Genomic DNA, 16,644 nt, shown 5'->3' on the forward strand with positions numbered 1-16,644 from the left:
CAGACAGTCCCGGGAAGCTGTACCCGCCCGCCAATTCAATCATTGGCAGTTACCGCCCATAGCCTGGCCGACTTTCGAGCCGTTATGGCGATTCAGTTGCTGGCAAACCCAGTCGCCGGTGGCGACCAGTTTGTCCAGATCGACACCTGTTTCGATGCCAAGACCGTTAAGCAGATATAACACGTCCTCGGTCGCCACGTTGCCGGAAGCTCCTTTGGCATACGGGCAGCCGCCCAGGCCGGCGACGGAGGCGTCGATTACGCTCACGCCTTCTTCCAGCACCGCGTAGAGGTTGGCCAGGGCCTGACCGTAGGTGTCATGGAAGTGGGCGGCCAGGCGTTCCATGGGAACGTGTGTGGCCACCGCTTCCAGCATACGCTTTGCCTTCAGTGGCGTACCTACGCCAATGGTATCGCCCAGGGAGATCTCGTAGCAGCCCATGTCGTAGAGGGCTTTGGCGACTGTGGCGACCTGTTCCGGAGCAATGTCGCCCTCGTACGGGCAGCCCAGAACGGTCGAGACGTATCCGCGTACGGGAATGTTGTGCTTGCGGGCTTCCTCGACCACGGGAGCAAACCGCTCCAGGCTTTCGGCGATGGTGCAGTTGATGTTCTTTTTGGTGAAGGATTCGGAGGCGGCCCCGAACACGGCTACCTCGTCGACCTTCGCCGCCAGCGCGCCTTCAAACCCCTTCAGATTGGGGGTGAGGGCGGAATACCGGACGCCGGCCTTGCGGTTGATTCCGGCCATGACATCGGCGGCATCGCCCATCTGTGGCACCCACTTGGGTGACACAAAACTGGCGGCCTCGATGTGGCTCAGGCCGCAGTCGGCAAGCCGGTCGATCAGGCCGGTCTTGATGTCGGTGGCGATGACCGGGCCGGGCTCGTTCTGCAGACCATCCCGGGGGCTCATCTCCACCAGTCGAACCTGTTTCGGAAAAGCCATCAATCAGCCTCCTCGGTTTCGATGGCAATGAGTTCGGCACCTTCGGAGACCTGGTCGCCTTCGGCGAAGAAAATCTCGCTCACCACGCCGTCGGCCGGGGCCTTGATGGCGTGTTCCATTTTCATGGCTTCCATGATGACCAGGGTCTGGCCGGCGCTTACCTTGTCGCCCACCTTGGCCTGAACGGCAACGATTGCGCCGTTCATCGGAGCGGCCAGGCTGCCTTCGCCGGCCATTTCCTCGAAACCGTAGGTTTCGCGGTAGACGGTGCACTTGAAGGTGTCGCCTTCGTAGAACAGGACCAGTTGGTCGTCGTGCAGGTTCCCGTGAACACTGATCCGGTGGCCGTTTACCACCGCCTGCAGGTAGTCGTCGTCCAGTTTCGCGTTCAGGTGGTACACGCTGTCGCCCACGAAGACCTGGTAGCGGTCGTCCCGCTCGAGGATCTTGAGTTCGTGGATGTCATCGCCCACCTGCAGCTTCAGTGGCTGGGCGTATTCCGAGTTCATGCGCCAGCTGTTCTTGCGGCTGAACGGGGACCAGGGATCCGCGGTCACCGGCTCGGAGGATTTGCGCTGCTCCAGCACGAAGCCGGCGGCCAGCACCAGGGCCTTGTGGGTGTCGAGCCTGGATTTGGGAAACAGCAGTTCCTCGTGGGCGCTGATGAAGTTGGTGGTAAGGTCCGCTTCCCGGAACGGCTGGGCGTCGGCCAGGGCGTGCAGGAACCGGATGTTGGTTTTCACGCCGGCAATGCGGTAGTGCTCCAGCGCCTGGACCATGCGGTTGATGGCCTGGTCCCGGGTTTCGTCCCAGACGATCAGCTTGGCGATCATCGGGTCGTAGTGGATGCTGATCTCGTCGCCTTCGGTGACGCCGGTGTCCACCCGCACGTGGGCGGATTCGTCCGGGGTGCTCAGGTAGCGCAGGGTGCCGGTGGCCGGCAGGAAGTCCTGGTCCGGGTCCTCGGCGTAGATCCGTGCTTCCAGGGCATGGCCGCGGGTTTTGACCTGGTCCTGGTTCAGGGGCAGGGGCTCGCCCCAGGCCACTTTCAGCTGCCATTCCACCAGGTCCTGGCCGGTGACCATTTCGGTGACAGGATGCTCCACCTGCAGACGGGTGTTCATCTCCATGAAGAAGAAGGAGCCGTCCACGTCGTACAGGAACTCGACGGTACCCGCGCCCACGTAGTTGATGGCCTGGGCGGCGCGCACGGCGGCTTCGCCCATGGCCTTGCGGGTTTCCTCGGTCAGGCCCGGGGCCGGCGCTTCTTCCAGGACTTTCTGGTGGCGGCGCTGGACCGAGCAGTCCCGCTCGGCCAGGTAGATGCCGTTGCCGTCCTGATCACAGAAGACCTGGATCTCCACGTGCCGGGGCTGGGTCAGGTAACGCTCGATGAGCATGTCCGGGTTGCCGAAGGCATTCTTCGCCTCGCGCTGGGCGGCGGCCAGGGCATCGTCGAATTCGGACATGTTCTCGACCACCCGCATGCCCTTGCCGCCACCGCCGGCGACGGCTTTCAGCAGCAGGGGGAAGCCGCACTTCTCGGCTTCGGCACGGAGCACTTCCGGGGACTGGTCCTTGCCGTGGTAACCCGGTACCAGCGGCACGCCGGCTTTCTCCATGATGGCCTTGGCCGCGGACTTGGAGCCCATGGCTGCAATGGCGGAGGAGGGCGGACCGATAAAGACAATGCCGTTGGCTTCGCAGGCTTCGGCGAACCCGGTGTTTTCGGACAGGAAGCCGTAACCCGGGTGGATGGCCTGGGCGCCGCTCTGTTTGGCAATCTCGATGATCTTTTCGCCCCGGAGGTAGCTCTCGGAGCTGGGCGCCGGGCCGATATGGAACGCTTCGTCGGCCATGGCCACATGCCGGGCACTGGCGTCCGCGTCGGAGTAGACCGCGACACAGCGGATCCCCATGCGGTGGGCAGTCTGGATTATCCGGCAGGCGATTTCGCCCCGGTTGGCAATCAGAATCTTGCTGAACATTGTTGTTATTCCTCCGGAACCCAGTTGGCCTTGCGTTTGTTCAGGAAAGCGCTCAGTCCTTCCTGGCCTTCCACGCCCACGCGGATGTCTGCGATACGGTGTGCGGTATCGTCGATCACGGTTTCATCGATCGGCTTGTGGCTGACGGCAAATACCAGGTCCTTGGCGGCTTTCATGGCCTCGGGGCCGTTCATGGCCAGCTGCTGGAGCATTTCGTTGCAACGCTGCTCCATGGCATTCACGTCATCGCACACGATGTGCACCAGCCCATACTCCTGAGCCTGCTTCGCGGTGAAGACCTCGGCGGAGATGAAGTACCGGCGGGCCTGGCGTTCACCGATGGCACGCACCACGTAGGGGCTGATGACCGCCGGAATCAGGCCGAGCTTCACTTCACTCAGGCAGAAGCTGGATTGCTCGGTGGCGATGACGATGTCGCAGCAGGCGGCGAGGCCGACGGCGCCGCCGAAGGCCGCACCCTGCACCAGGCCAATCACCGGCTTGGACAGGTGGTTGAGTACACTCATCAGCCGCGCCAGTTCCCGGGAATCGTCCAGGTTTTCCTGGTGGGTGTTTTCGGCCATGCGACGCATCCAGCCCAGGTCCGCGCCGGCAGAGAAGTGTTTGCCCTCGGAACGCAGGATCACCACTTTGGTCCGGCTGTCGGCGTTGACGTCGGTCAGCGTATGGATCAGCTGCTGGATGATGACGTCGTCAAAAGCGTTGCGTTTCTCCGGGCGGTTCAGCACAACCTCGGTCACACCGCCTTCGCGGCGTTTCAGCAGAACCGCAGATTCCTGTTCTGACATGATCGTTCTCCTCGGTTACATGCGGAACACGCCGAAGCGTGTGGGCTTCGCGGGCCGGTTCAGTGTGGCGGACAGGCTCAGGGCAACCACTTCCCGGGTCTGGGCCGGGTCGATCACGCCGTCGTCCCAGAGGCGGGCGCTGGCGTAGTAAGGGTGGCCCTGGTGCTCGTACTTGTCGGCTATGGGCTTCTTGAATGCGACCTCATCTTCTTCACTCCAGGTCTCGCCCTTGCGCTCGAGGCCTTCGCGGCGAACCTGGGCCATAACGCCGGCGGCCTGTTCGCCGCCCATGACGGAGATGCGGGCGTTGGGCCACATCCACAGGAAGTCCGGACTGTAGGCGCGACCACACATGCCGTAGTTGCCAGCGCCGTAGCTGCCGCCGATCAGCACGGTGATCTTGGGTACTTCGGCACAGGCGACGGCCATGACCATCTTGGCACCGTGCTTGGCGATGCCTTCGGATTCGTACTTCTGGCCGACCATGAAGCCGGTGATGTTCTGCAGGAACAGCAGCGGGATGTTGCGCTGGCAGCACAGTTCGATGAAATGCGCGCCTTTCTGGGCAGACTCGCTGAACAGGATGCCGTTGTTGGCGACGATGCCCACGGGGTAGCCGTGAATATGGGCAAAACCTGTGACCAGGGTCTGGCCGTAGTAACGTTTGAATTCGTCGAATTCGGAGCCGTCGACGATGCGTGCGATCACGTCGCGCACGTCAAACTGTTTGCGCAGGTCGGTGCCGACGATGCCGTAGATTTCTTCGGAATCGTACAGCGGTGCCCGGGGCTTCTGGACTTCCACCGGAACCGGCTTGCGGCGGTTCAGGTTGGCCACGCAGCGGCGGGCAATTTCCAGGGCGTGGGCGTCGTTCTCGGCGTAATGGTCGGCAACACCGGAGATCTTGCAGTGCACGTCGGCTCCGCCCAGGTCTTCGGCGCTGACCACTTCACCGGTGGCAGCTTTTACCAGGGGCGGGCCGGCCAGGAAGATGGTGCCCTGGTTGCGGACGATGATGGATTCGTCGGCCATGGCGGGCACGTAGGCGCCTCCCGCGGTGCACAGGCCCATGACGACGGCGATCTGGGGGATGTCGTCGGCGGACATGCGGGCCTGGTTGTAGAAGATGCGGCCGAAGTGGTCACGGTCGGGGAAGACTTCGTCCTGTCTCGGCAGGTTGGCGCCGCCGGAGTCGACTAGGTAGATGCAGGGCAGGCGGTTTTCCAGGGCGATTTCCTGGGCGCGCAGGTGTTTTTTCACCGTCAGCGGGTAGTAGCTGCCGCCTTTTACCGTGGCATCGTTGGCGATGATCATGCATTCGGTGCCGGAGACGCGGCCTACACCGGCGACGACGCCCGCAGCGGGGACTTCTTCGTCGTAGACGTTGTAGGCGGCGAACTGGCCGATTTCGAGGAACGGGGAGCCGTCGTCGAGCAGGCGGTTGATGCGTTCCCTGGGCAGGAGTTTGCCGCGGTCGGTGTGGCGCTTCTGGTAGTCGGGGCCGCCGCCTTGCTGGATCTTGGTGACTTTTTCCCGCAGGTCCGCTACGGCTGCTGCCATGGACTCTTTGTTGACCTGAAACTCTTCAGATCTTGGGTTTATTTTGCTTTGGAGAATGGTCATTTTCCCAGCCTTCTGATTCGGGGCATCCGGGGGTGGCGGGCGGTCCTCCCGGGAACCGCTACGAGCACGTCCATGTGCGCTTGTTTCAGGCCTTCCCTGGCCTTCAACATTCCCGGGAGGACCACCCGCCACCCCCTCGGCTTACCGTGGGAGTTATAGTCCGTGAGTCGATTGGATCGAGCGTTCGTTACTTATTGAGGAACAGCTCGCGACCGATCAGCATCCGGCGGATTTCGGACGTACCGGCACCGATTTCATACAGCTTGGCGTCCCGCAGCAGGCGGCCTGTCGGGTATTCGTTGATGTAGCCGTTGCCGCCGAGCAGCTGGATGGCGTCCAGGGCCAGTTTGGTGGCCATTTCGGCGGAGTAAAGGATGGCGCCGGCGGCGTCTTTGCGGGTGGTTTCGCCACGGTCGGCGGATTGGGCCACCATGTAGACGTAGGATTTGGCGGTGTTCATCCAGGTGTACATGTCCGCCACTTTGCCCTGAACCAGTTCGAATTCACCGATGGCCTGGCCGAACTGTTTGCGCTCGCGGATGTAGGGGACGACCACGTCCATGGCGGCCTGCATGATGCCCAGGGGGCCGCCGGAGAGGACGAGGCGTTCGTAGTCGAGGCCGCTCATGAGGACTTTGGCGCCGTTGCCTTCGCCGCCCAGGATGTTTTCCTTGGGGACTTTGCAGTCTTCGAACACCAGCTCACAGGTGTTGGAGCCACGCATGCCGAGTTTGTCGAGTTTTTGGTGGCGGCTGAAGCCCGGGTAGTCGCGTTCGACGATGAAGGCGGTGATGCCCTTGGAGCCGCCTTTCGGGTCGGTCTTGGCGTAGATGACGTAGGTGTTGGCATCCGGGCCATTGGTGATCCACATCTTGTTGCCGTTAAGGACGTAGTGGTCGCCTTCGTCACGGGCGTGGAGTTTCATGGAGACAACGTCGGAGCCGGCGTTGGGCTCGGACATGGCGAGGGCGCCGATGTGTTCGCCGCTGACCAGTTTGGGCAAGTATTTCTGTTTCTGTTCTTCGGTGCCGTTGCGGTGAATCTGGTTCACGCAGAGGTTGGAGTGGGCACCGTAGGAGAGGCCAACGGAGGCGGAGGCGCGGCTGATTTCTTCCATGGCGATGACGTGGGCCAGGTAACCCATGTCGGAGCCGCCGTATTCTTCGCTCACGGTAATACCCAGCAGGCCCATGTCGCCCATTTTCCGCCACAGGTCCATGGGGAACTCGTTGTTGCGGTCGATTTCTTCGGCGCGCGGGGCGATTTCGGAGGCAGCAAAGCCGTTGACCTGCTCACGCAGCATGTCGAGGGTTTCACCGAGGCCGAAATTCAGCTCTGAGTATTGTGATTTCATCGTTGGCTACCTTCTTGTTTTGAAAGCTAGATGTTTGGTTTCCGTCACTTGTGGGCAACGGCTTCTTCTGTCTCTTTCGATACCAGGCCCTGTTCTTTTTTCTTCTTCTCCAGGTCGGCCAGGGCTTCGCGGCACCGGGCCTCGGCGGTATCTATTTCCATTTCCGCCTGCGCTATGTCGTTCTTCTGCTGTTCCAGCATGGCCTTACGGGCTTCCAGGATTTCCAGCATTTTCAGCAGCTGTTTTTCATTGCCGGTCAGGGTCTCGTCCCAGAGGTCGAAAAGTTCCTTGGTTTCTGCAAGGGTGAAACCCATGCGTTTACCGCGGAGAATCAACTTCAGGCGCACCCGGTCCTTGGTACTGAAAATGCGTGTCTGCCCGCGGCGCCTGGGTTTGAGCAGGCCCTGATCCTCATAGAAGCGGATGCTTCGCGTTGTGACATCGAACTCCTGCGAGAGCTCGCTGATGCTGAAGGTTCTTTTTTCGACCATGACGATTTCCTTTTTCGACTAAGGTTAGATAAAGTTTACGTAAACGTAAAGTGGTTTTCTGGTCCGATTTCACACAAGCGGATTACAAAAAGAGGAGTGAACGATGGATTTCAATAATGTACCGGCCATTGTAACAGGTGGAGCCTCAGGTCTTGGTGAGGCGTCGGCCCGGGCGCTGGCCGCTGCAGGCTGCAAGGTGGCGATCCTGGATGTGAATAAAGAGCAGGGTGAGAAGGTGGCAGCCGAGCTCGGTGGCATCTTCGTTGAGTGCGACGTGACCTCCCCGGAAAGCGCCGAGGCGGCCATCAGTGCGGCCCGGGATGCCCACGGCCTCTGCGGCATCGCCGTCAACTGCGCCGGTATTGCCCCGGCCTCGAAGATTCTGGGTCGCGATGGCGTGATGCCTTTGGAGAAGTTCAGCAAGGTTATCCAGGTTAATCTGATTGGTACCTTCAATATCCTGAGACTGGCAGCGGCGGACATGGCCCAGCGTGAGCCCAATGCCGATGGCGAGCGGGGTGTGATCATCAACACCGCTTCCGTGGCGGCGTTTGAAGGCCAGATCGGCCAATCCGCCTACAGTGCTTCCAAGGGCGGTGTGGTGGCCCTTACCCTGCAGGCCGCCCGTGAGCTGGCCCGGGAGGGTATCCGGGTGAATACCATCGCACCGGGCATTTTCATGACCCCGATGATGGCAGGTATGCCCCAGGAAGTTCAGGATAGCCTTGCCGCCACCCTGCCGTTCCCGAAGCGGCTTGGCAAGCCGGAGGAATTTGGCATGATGGTGGACCAGATGGTGCGCAACCCGATTCTCAATGGCGAGGTGATCCGCCTCGACTGTGCGCTGCGCATGGCGCCCAAGTGATTTGACGAACAGGATCTGCCACAAGCGGATCCTCAATACCCACGTGATCTGCCAAAAGCGATCTGATAACCACAGGTGAGCGACATGACCAATCCTGTCGATCAAGAAGAACTGGCGCTGTTCCGGGACTCTGTTATCAAGGCCCTGGAAACCGAAGTGGCGCCCCAATACGAAGCCTGGGAAAAGTCCGGCATCGTCCCCCGGGAACTCTGGAACACACTCGGCAACGCAGGGATGTTGTGCGTGGATGTGCCCGAAGAGTGCGGTGGCTGTGGCGCGCCTTTCCAATACTCTGTCGTGGTTGGTGAAGAGCTGGCCCGCATGGGCTTCGGTGCGCTTTCCACCAATGTCATGGTGCATTCCGACATCGTCGCTCCGTACCTCAGCCACATCGGTAACGAGGAACAGAAGCAGCAATGGCTGCCGAAGATGGTCTCCGGCGAAGCCGTCGGCGCCATCGCCATGACCGAGCCGGGCGCCGGCAGTGATCTCCAGGCCATCCGCACCAGCGCGGTCCGGGACGGGGATGACTACATCCTCAACGGCTCCAAGACCTTCATTACCAACGGCCAGCATGCCGACATGGTGATCGTTGCGGCCAAGACCGACCCGAGCGCCGGTGCCAGGGGCATCAGCCTGTTCCTGGTGGACACCTCCCTGCCGGGCTACAGCAAGGGCCGCAATCTGGACAAGATCGGCCAGCACTCCGGTGACACCTCCGAACTGTTCTTCTCGGACATGCGCGTCCCCGCCTCCGCGTTGCTCGGCGAAGAAGGGCAGGGCTTCGTTTACCTGATGCGCGAGCTGCCACGGGAACGCCTGGTTATCGGCGCCCTTGGCGTCGCCGCTGCCCGCGGCTCCCTGGACATGACCATCACCTACACCCAGGAGCGGGAACTGTTCGGCCAGAAGCTGGCCCAACTGCAGAACACCCGTTTCGAAATCGCCCGCATGGAAACCGACTACCGGGTGAACAAGGCATTTGTTGACCAGTGCATCCGCGAGTATGAGGAAGGCAAACTCGATGCCCCGACCGCATCCATGGCCAAGTACAGCGCCACCGAGATGCAGTGCCGGGTGGCCGATGGTTGCCTGCAGCTGTTTGGCGGCTACGGCTACACCACGGAGTACCCGATTTCCCGGAACTTTATCGATGCCCGGGTGCAGCGGATTTACGGCGGCACCTCGGAAGTGATGAAAGAAATTATTGCCCGCTCTGTGCTGGGTAAAGCCTGATTAAGTGAGGACATCAATGAGCAACAACGACGTAGTAATCGCAGGATCAGCAAGAACCCCGATGGGCGGCATGATGGGCTCCCTGAGCTCCATACGCTCCCCGCAACTGGGCGCCACTTCCATCAAGGCGGCCATCGAGCGGGCCGGTCTCCAGCCGGCGGACATCCAGGAAGTCATCATGGGCTGCGTACTGCCCGCCGGCCTCGGCCAGGCCCCGGCACGCCAGGCTTCCCGTGCTTCCGGCATACCGGACAGCTCTGGCTGCACCACCATCAACAAGATGTGTGGTTCGGGCATGCAGGCGGTCATCATGGCCCACGACCAGATCAAGGCCGGCACCAACAACATCATGATCGCTGGCGGCATGGAAAACATGAGCCAGGCGCCGTACCTGCTGCCCAAGGCCCGTGCCGGCATGCGCATGGGCCATGGCCAGGTGCTGGACAGCATGTTCCTGGACGGCCTGGAAGACGCCTATGAAGGCGGCCTGATGGGCGTGTTCGCCCAGCGCACTGCCGACAAGTTCGATATCAGCCGTCAGGCCATGGACGAATTTGCCATCGGCTCCCTGCAGAAATCCCTCGCCGCCATCGAAAACGGCTGGTTCAGGGACGAGATTGTTCCGGTGACTGTCTCTGGCCGCGGCGGTGACACCGAAGTGGATACCGACGAGCAGCCTGGCAACGCCAGACCGGAGAAAATCCCGCAGCTGAAGCCAGCGTTCGCCAAAGACGGCTCCGTGACCGCAGCAAACTCCAGTTCCATCAGTGACGGTGCCTCCGCCCTGGTACTGGCCTCTGCGGCTGAAGCTGACGCCCGAGGCCTGACACCCCAGGCCCGCATCGTGGCCCATGCCACCAATGCACGCCTGCCGTCCGAGTTCACCATCGCGCCGATCGGCTCCATCGAGAAGGTCCTCAAGAAAGCGGGCTGGACGCTGGACGATGTCGATCTGTTCGAGATCAACGAAGCCTTCGCAGTGGTTACCCTGGCCGCGATCAACGAGCTGAAGCTTCCGGCGGAGAAGGTGAACGTCCATGGCGGCGCCTGCGCCCTCGGTCACCCGATCGGCTCCTCCGGTTCCCGGATCATCGTCACCCTGATCAACGCGCTGAAACAGCGTGGGCTCAAGCGTGGCGTGGCTTCGCTCTGCATCGGCGGTGGTGAAGCCACGGCTGTGGCTATTGAGTTGATCTGATCGGCTTATATTCCCTGTAGCCTGTCAGTTCGGGGGCGGGCTTGCGGGGTGGCAGGTGGAGTTTTTCTTGGAAAAAGAACTCGCTTCGCTCAGGCACCTTTTTCCGGCGAAAAAGCCACCTGCCACCCCGCGCCGACTTACCTTGGCTGATTCACAAGGTTAATGATTCCTCACCTGAAACTGTCGCGGTTCGATTTTCAGTTTTTTCAGGCGTGAGGACAGGGTGGTCGGTTTGACGCCCAGTAGTGCCGCGGCGCCGTCGTCGCCGAACACCCGGCCGCCACTGATTTTCAGGGCCTGTCTGAGGTTCTGCTTCTCCAGCTCCCTGAGTTCCTGTTCTGTCATCAGCTCACCGTTGTAATGCCTCGCCGGCGGTATCGGTTCCGACGTGGGTCTGGCCGCGGAATCGGGACCCTGCAGGTCCAGATCCAGCCGGCCATCGGCTGTGATCACCTGGCGTTCGATCACGTTTTCCAGTTCCCGAACATTGCCCGGCCAGTGGTAGGCTTTCAGGGTTTCGACGTCCCGCTCTCTCAGTGCCAGTGTTGGCCGGTTGAATTTCTGACAGGCCCGATTCAGGAATTCCTGGGCGAGAATCGGGATGTCTTCCAGGCGCCTGCGCAGCGGCACGGATTCAATCGGGAAGACATTCAGACGAAAATAGAGGTCCTCCCGGAAGGTTTTCTGCTGAACCTCCGATTTCAGATCCCGGTTGGTGGCCGCGATCACCCGCACATCCACTGCCCGGGTCCGGTTTTCTCCCACCCGCTCGAACTGCTGGTCCTGCAGCACCCGGAGTAGTTTGCCCTGCAGTTCCAGGGGGATTTCGCCTACCTCATCCAGAAACAGGGTGCCACCGTCGGCCAGTTCAAACCGGCCTACGCGGTCACTGACGGCGCCGGTAAACGCACCCTTGATGTGGCCAAAGAATTCACTTTCGAACAGGTCCTTGGGAATCGCCGCACAGTTCACCCGGATCAGGGGGCGGTCACGGCGGGTGCTGGACTGATGGATGGCGCGGGCGATCAGTTCCTTGCCGGTGCCGGATTCGCCGGTAATCAACACGTTGGCATCGGTGGGGGCGACCATGCCGATCCGCCGGACGATGGCCTTGATGGCGTCGCTCTGGCCCAAGATTTCGTGGAAGTGGTATTCGGCGCTCAGTTCCTCCTGCAGGTAGGCGTTTTCCATCTCCAGCCGGTGCTTGAGGCTCTCCACTTCCTCCAGGGCCTTCTGCAGTTCCTTCTGTGCCTGCAGGCGGGGGGAGATGTCCCGGAACACCACCACGGCTCCCACCGGATGACCGTTATCCAGAATCGGCGTGCTGGTGTACTCCACGGGAAACCCGGTGCCGTCCTTGCGCCAGAACCAGTCTTCGCCCACCCGTTTCACGCTGGCGTCCCGGAAGGCGGCGTAGATAGGGCACTCTTTCAGGGGATAGAGACTGCCGTCCTCGTGGGAGTGATGCACCACCCGGTGAATGACCCGGCCCATGAGTTCGTCAATACGCCAGCCGAGCATCCGTTCCGCTGCCGGATTGGCGAAGGTCGTGCGGCCCTCGGCATCCACTCCGTAAATGCCTTCCCCCACGGCGTGCAGGATCAGCTGGTTTTCACGCTCCATGTCCTTGAACAGTTCCTCTACCCGCCGCCATTCCAGCAAGCCGCCCCGGTGGTAGTGATTGGCGTCGTGCCGCTCGCGAAGTGTGCGGAGATGGCGACGGTCCCGAAGCAAGAGCAGCACGTTCTGGGATTCGGCCTCGCCAACCCGGGATGAGGATATTTCCAGCTCTACGGTGTGGCCGCCCCGGTGCCTGATCACGAAATCCCGGCTCCAGCCATGGCTGCGGAACAGGGTTTCCTCGGTGAAGGTAATCAGTTGTGGTCGCTGGTCCGCGAAAAGGTGAGTACAGGGGGTATCTGTCAGGGATTGCCGGTCGGTGCCGATCATCCGGCCCATCGCGCTGTTCGCGGCGAGTATCAGATCCTGCGCGGCATCCACAAGTAGCGCCGCCTCCGGGAGGTGGTCAATCCAGCTTGTTGTGGCGATCGGAGCAATGGTGGTCTCGATGTTCATGAGGGTGTCCTGTGTTGTTACGAAAAGAACAGAACAAACCCTGTGCCAACTACGAAAATTCGGTGTTCCCGTCACGAAAAATCGTGAAATACGAAAAGTCGTAGCTGCGCCTGCTCGTCAGATCTTCCTGAAAAATCAATAAAAACAGAAAAGTATAAAAAATACGTAGTTGGCACGAACCCTGCGATAGCTCTCCCAGAACGCGTAGCCCGAGCCGCACGAGTCTTGCTGACGGTCCCGAGCCGCAACCTTGTCGCACCGAAAGCGTGCAAAAACAGTCCGAGAGTAGGGAGAGTGCCCCATGACTACGAAAAGCCTTGGCAATCCGTTTGACGGTGACCAATCACTGATCCACGCCAAAACCTGCGGTTGTCCGGAGTGCAAACCCGGACAGGAAATGCCGTCGGTATCCCTGAATCTTCAGCAATCATCAAGCCAGGGTGCGATCGTCTCTGAAGGCGCCCTGGATTCCGAGGCGATGATGGATCGTGCCATCGAGAGCGCGGTGGTTCGCTCGGTGTTCGGTCACAACGACCACAGCCGGCGGAGCTTCATGAAGATGATGGGGGCAGGCACCGCGGCGGCGCTGCTGAGCAGTGTGTTCCCTATGGAGAAGGCCAAGGCGGCCGTGAAGGAATCCCTGGGCAAGCTGGAGAAAACCAAACTGAATGTCGGCTTTGTGCCGATCACCTGCGCCACGCCGATCATCATGGCGCACCCCATGGGTTTCTATGAGCGTTACGGCCTCGATGTGACCGTCACCAAGACTGCGGGCTGGGCGGTGGCCCGGGACAAATCCCTGGCGGGCGAGTACGACGCTTCCCACATGCTCACACCCATGCCGCTGGCGATGACCATGGGTGCCGGCTCCACACCGGAGCCGTTCATCATGCCGGCGGTTGAGAATATCAACGGCCAGGCCATCGTTTTGCACGTGGATCACAAGGACAAACGGGATCCGAAGCAGTGGAAAGGCTTCAAATTCGGCGTGCCGTTCGAGTACTCGATGCACAACTTCCTGTTGCGCTACTACCTGGCCGAGAATGGCATCGATCCGGACAAGGATGTGCAGATTCGTGTGGTTCCGCCACCCGAGATGGTCGCCAACCTGCGCGCTGGTAACCTCGATGGTTACCTGTCTCCCGATCCGTTCAACCAGCGGGCCGTCTGGGAGAAGGTAGGCTTCATCCACATGCTCACCAAGGACATATGGGAAGGCCACCCGTGCTGTGCCTTTGCCTGCAGCCAGCAGTTCGCCACCCAGAACCCGAATACCTATGGAGCCCTGCTACGCGCCATCATTGACGCCACCCAGTACTCCAACAACCCGGATAACCGCAAGGAAATCTCCGAAGCCATCGCGCCCAAGAACTACCTGAACCAGCCGGTACCGGTAATTCAGCAGGTGCTGACCGGGTACTACGCCGATGGCCTTGGCGAGGTTCAGAACGTACCGGATCGGATCGATTTCGACCCGTTCCCCTGGCACTCCATGGGTGTCTGGATTCTCACCCAGATGAAGCGTTGGGGTTATATCGAAGGCGACGTGGACTATAAAGGCATTGCCGAACAGGTCTACCTGGCGGGCGAGACCGGCAGGATCATGGAAGAACTGGGCTACACCGCCCCGGACAAGACCTACAAGACCCACACCATCATGGGCAAGACCTTCGATCCGGACAGCGCTGAAGAGTACGCCAGCAGCTTCGCGATCGGGAGGGTGTAACCATGGCTTCCCTGAACGTTCGGGCAGCACTGCTGTCGGTGTCGTTCCTGATCTTGGCCCTGGGGCTCTGGGAAATGGCAACCCAGCCCCCGGAAGCCCAGACCGGAATGACCGAATACGAAATGCTGATGGGTGGTGCGGACCAGGAATCACGGGTTCCGCTGCCCTCCGAGGTGATCAAGCTGGCCTGGGCCGAGTTGTCCAACCCGTTCTATGACGCGGGCGCCAACGACAAGGGCATCGGTATCCAGCTGGCCTATTCGGTGTACCGGGTACTGACCGGGTACCTGGCGGCTATGGCCATCGCGCTGCCCGTCGGCTTCCTGATCGGCATGTCGCCACTGATGTACAAGGCCCTGAACCCGTACATCCAGGTGCTGCGGCCCATCTCGCCCCTGGCCTGGATGCCGCTGGCCCTGTTCATCATCCAGGATTCCGATGCCTCGGCGATCTTCGTGATCTTCATCTGCTCGATCTGGCCCATGTTGCTGAACACCGCCTTTGGTGTGGCGAACGTGAGGCAGGACTGGGTCAACGTGGCGCGCACCCACGAACTGAGCCCGATCAAGACCGCGCTGACGGTGATCCTCCCGGCAGCCGCACCCACCATCCTGACCGGCATGCGCATTTCCATCGGCATTGCCTGGCTGGTCATCGTGGCGGCGGAAATGCTCGTGGGCGGCACCGGCATCGGCTACTACGTGTGGAACGAGTGGAACAACCTGGATCTGGCCAGTGTGATCTTCTCCATCCTGATGATCGGGGTGGTGGGCATGCTCCTGGACCTGGCCCTGGGCAAGGCCCAGAAACTGGTGGAATACAAAGAATGAGCGGTCCGGCACCGGGCAAACCGGTGCCGGCCTCAACCCTCCGAACGGAGACCTGTTATGAGTAAGTCATTCCTGGAAGTAGATGGCCTGTCCAAAGTCTATCCGGACGGCCAGGGCGGCGAGCTGACCGTCTTCGAGGACATCCGTTTTGCCCTGGAGAAAGGCGAGTTCGTCTGCATCATCGGCCACTCCGGTTGCGGCAAATCCACCATCCTGAACGTGCTGGCAGGGTTGGATGAAGCCAGCGCGGGTAATGTGGTGATGAACGGAAAGGAAGTGAAAGGCCCAGGCCTGGAGCGGGGTGTGGTATTCCAGAACTACAGCCTTTTGCCCTGGAAAACAGCCCTGAACAATATCGTGTTTGCCGTCCAGGCACGCTGGCCCAAATGGACCAAGGAAAAGGTCAGGGAGCACAGCGAGCGCTACCTGAAAATGGTGGGCCTGGACCACGCCCTCAATCGGAAACCGTCCCAGCTTTCCGGCGGCATGCGCCAGCGGGTCAGTATCGCCCGGGCCTTCGCCACCCAGCCGGAATTGTTGCTTTTGGATGAGCCCTTCGGCGCGCTGGATGCGCTCACCCGGGGCGTGATTCAGGACGAACTGGTCAAGATCTGGGAAGAAACCCGCCAGACCGTGTTCATGATCACCCACGATGTGGACGAAGCCATCCTGCTCTCCGACCGCATCTTCCTGATGTCCAACGGCCCCAATGCCCGCATCGCTGAAAGCGTGAAAGTGGATATTCCCCACCCGAGGGCCCGGGCCACCATCTTCCAGAACCCGGCCTACCACAAGACCCGGGACTACCTGGTGGACTTCCTGGTCAACCGAAGCGGCTCGGCCCTGCCGGAAAAAGACGGCACCCCGAAAGTTGTCGAGCCTGCGGGTGGCGTCGCCCAGCCAACGCCGGCGGCTGCTGCATCTGAAACCGAATCCGAATCTGACACTGCCGCCCGTGCGGTGAATGCCTGACGTTAAAACCCAAGAGAGGAAACAGCCATGATGAACAAAGAACTGATGACCGCCAAAATCCTGGAAGCCAAACTTTCCAAGGGCATGACCTGGGAAACCATCGCCGAGACCATCGGCATGTCCCCGGTGTTCACCACCTCAGCGGCCCTGGGCATGAACAGCCTTACCGAGGACAAGGCCTTCGCATTGTGTGAAACCCTGGGCCTCGACAAGCCAGTGGCGGAAGCCCTGCAGGTGTGTCCAAAGAAAGCCTGGGACAGCGCCATCCCCCAGGATCCGCTGATCTATCGTCTCTATGAGATTGTCGGTGTTTATGGAGACACCATGAAGGAACTCATCCACGAGAAATTCGGCGACGGCATCATGAGCGCCATCGATTTCACCATGGACATCGAGAAGGAGGAGAATCCGAAGGGCGACCGCGTTGTGGTTACCATGAACGGGAAGTTCCTGCCCTATAAAGCCTGGTAACTTTGGAGTTAACGTCCTTGTAGCCTGTTGGTTGAGGGGCGGGCTTGCGGGGTGGCA

14 protein-coding genes are annotated in these 16,644 nt (G+C 60.8%); 7 read left to right on the forward strand and 7 right to left on the reverse strand.

Going from position 1 to position 16,644, the window contains the following annotated elements; genetic code table 11:
• Window positions 1-39 precede the first annotated feature (39 nt).
• From ACESMW_RS08540 to ACESMW_RS08565, 6 genes are all read right to left on the reverse strand, one after another.
• Entirely contained in the window at window positions 40-948 is a 909-nt protein-coding gene (locus tag ACESMW_RS08540; RefSeq protein ID WP_372986617.1) for a hydroxymethylglutaryl-CoA lyase, read from the reverse strand.
• Window positions 948-2,936 carry an acetyl/propionyl/methylcrotonyl-CoA carboxylase subunit alpha gene (locus tag ACESMW_RS08545; RefSeq protein ID WP_372986618.1) on the reverse strand — a complete coding sequence of 663 codons (1,989 nt, stop codon included), beginning with the start codon at window positions 2,934-2,936 and terminating at the stop codon, window positions 948-950. The genes ACESMW_RS08540 and ACESMW_RS08545 overlap by 1 nt, the downstream gene beginning before the upstream one ends.
• Window positions 2,937-2,941: 5 nt before the next feature.
• Window positions 2,942-3,745: an enoyl-CoA hydratase-related protein gene (locus ACESMW_RS08550; protein WP_372986619.1), complete on the reverse strand. Its 804-nt coding sequence runs from the start codon at window positions 3,743-3,745 to the stop codon at window positions 2,942-2,944.
• A 15-nt stretch (window positions 3,746-3,760) separates the two neighbouring features.
• Complete coding sequence (locus tag ACESMW_RS08555) at window positions 3,761-5,368, reverse strand: carboxyl transferase domain-containing protein (RefSeq protein ID WP_372986620.1); 1,608 nt, start codon at window positions 5,366-5,368, stop codon at window positions 3,761-3,763.
• 187 nt (window positions 5,369-5,555) lie between these two features.
• On the reverse strand, window positions 5,556-6,722 hold the full coding sequence (locus ACESMW_RS08560; protein WP_372986621.1) for an isovaleryl-CoA dehydrogenase: 1,167 nt from the start codon (window positions 6,720-6,722) through the stop codon (window positions 5,556-5,558).
• Window positions 6,723-6,766: 44 nt separating this feature from the next.
• A complete protein-coding gene (locus ACESMW_RS08565) occupies window positions 6,767-7,213 on the reverse strand; it encodes a MerR family transcriptional regulator (protein WP_372986622.1) in 447 nt (148 codons plus the stop codon).
• 103 nt (window positions 7,214-7,316) lie between these two features.
• Between ACESMW_RS08565 and ACESMW_RS08570 the strand changes: the two genes are divergently transcribed.
• The 3 genes from ACESMW_RS08570 (at window position 7,317) to ACESMW_RS08580 (ending at window position 10,512) form a co-directional block, all read left to right on the forward strand.
• Window positions 7,317-8,078 carry an SDR family NAD(P)-dependent oxidoreductase gene (locus ACESMW_RS08570; protein WP_372986623.1) on the forward strand — a complete coding sequence of 254 codons (762 nt, stop codon included), beginning with the start codon at window positions 7,317-7,319 and terminating at the stop codon, window positions 8,076-8,078.
• Window positions 8,079-8,162: 84 nt separating this feature from the next.
• Entirely contained in the window at window positions 8,163-9,314 is a 1,152-nt protein-coding gene (locus ACESMW_RS08575) for an acyl-CoA dehydrogenase family protein (RefSeq protein ID WP_372986624.1), read from the forward strand.
• Between the two features lie 16 nt (window positions 9,315-9,330).
• Complete coding sequence (locus ACESMW_RS08580; RefSeq protein WP_372986625.1) at window positions 9,331-10,512, forward strand: acetyl-CoA C-acyltransferase; 1,182 nt, start codon at window positions 9,331-9,333, stop codon at window positions 10,510-10,512.
• Between the two features lie 159 nt (window positions 10,513-10,671).
• Here ACESMW_RS08580 and ACESMW_RS08585 read toward each other — a convergent pair whose 3' ends face one another.
• Window positions 10,672-12,588 carry a sigma 54-interacting transcriptional regulator gene (locus ACESMW_RS08585; RefSeq protein WP_372986626.1) on the reverse strand — a complete coding sequence of 639 codons (1,917 nt, stop codon included), beginning with the start codon at window positions 12,586-12,588 and terminating at the stop codon, window positions 10,672-10,674.
• 301 nt (window positions 12,589-12,889) lie between these two features.
• On the opposite strand from ACESMW_RS08585, the gene ACESMW_RS08590 reads away from it, so the two are divergent.
• Genes ACESMW_RS08590 through cynS form a run of 4 tightly spaced genes read left to right on the forward strand, consistent with a single transcriptional unit; the run spans window position 12,890 to window position 16,587 of the window.
• A complete protein-coding gene (locus ACESMW_RS08590; RefSeq protein WP_372986627.1) occupies window positions 12,890-14,314 on the forward strand; it encodes an ABC transporter substrate-binding protein in 1,425 nt (474 codons plus the stop codon).
• Between the two features lie 2 nt (window positions 14,315-14,316).
• Window positions 14,317-15,144, forward strand: coding sequence for a nitrate ABC transporter permease (ntrB, locus tag ACESMW_RS08595; protein ID WP_372986628.1), 828 nt, complete (start codon window positions 14,317-14,319; stop codon window positions 15,142-15,144).
• A 57-nt stretch (window positions 15,145-15,201) separates the two neighbouring features.
• Window positions 15,202-16,116 (forward strand): ABC transporter ATP-binding protein, encoded by a 915-nt coding sequence (locus ACESMW_RS08600; RefSeq protein WP_372986629.1) that lies wholly within the window; start codon window positions 15,202-15,204, stop codon window positions 16,114-16,116.
• A 27-nt stretch (window positions 16,117-16,143) separates the two neighbouring features.
• Window positions 16,144-16,587, forward strand: a complete 444-nt coding sequence (gene cynS / locus ACESMW_RS08605; protein ID WP_372986630.1) for a cyanase — start codon at window positions 16,144-16,146, stop codon at window positions 16,585-16,587.
• Window positions 16,588-16,644 lie beyond the last annotated feature (57 nt).

Source organism: Marinobacter sp. (assembly GCF_041690455.1).
GTDB lineage: Bacteria > Pseudomonadota > Gammaproteobacteria > Pseudomonadales > Oleiphilaceae > Marinobacter.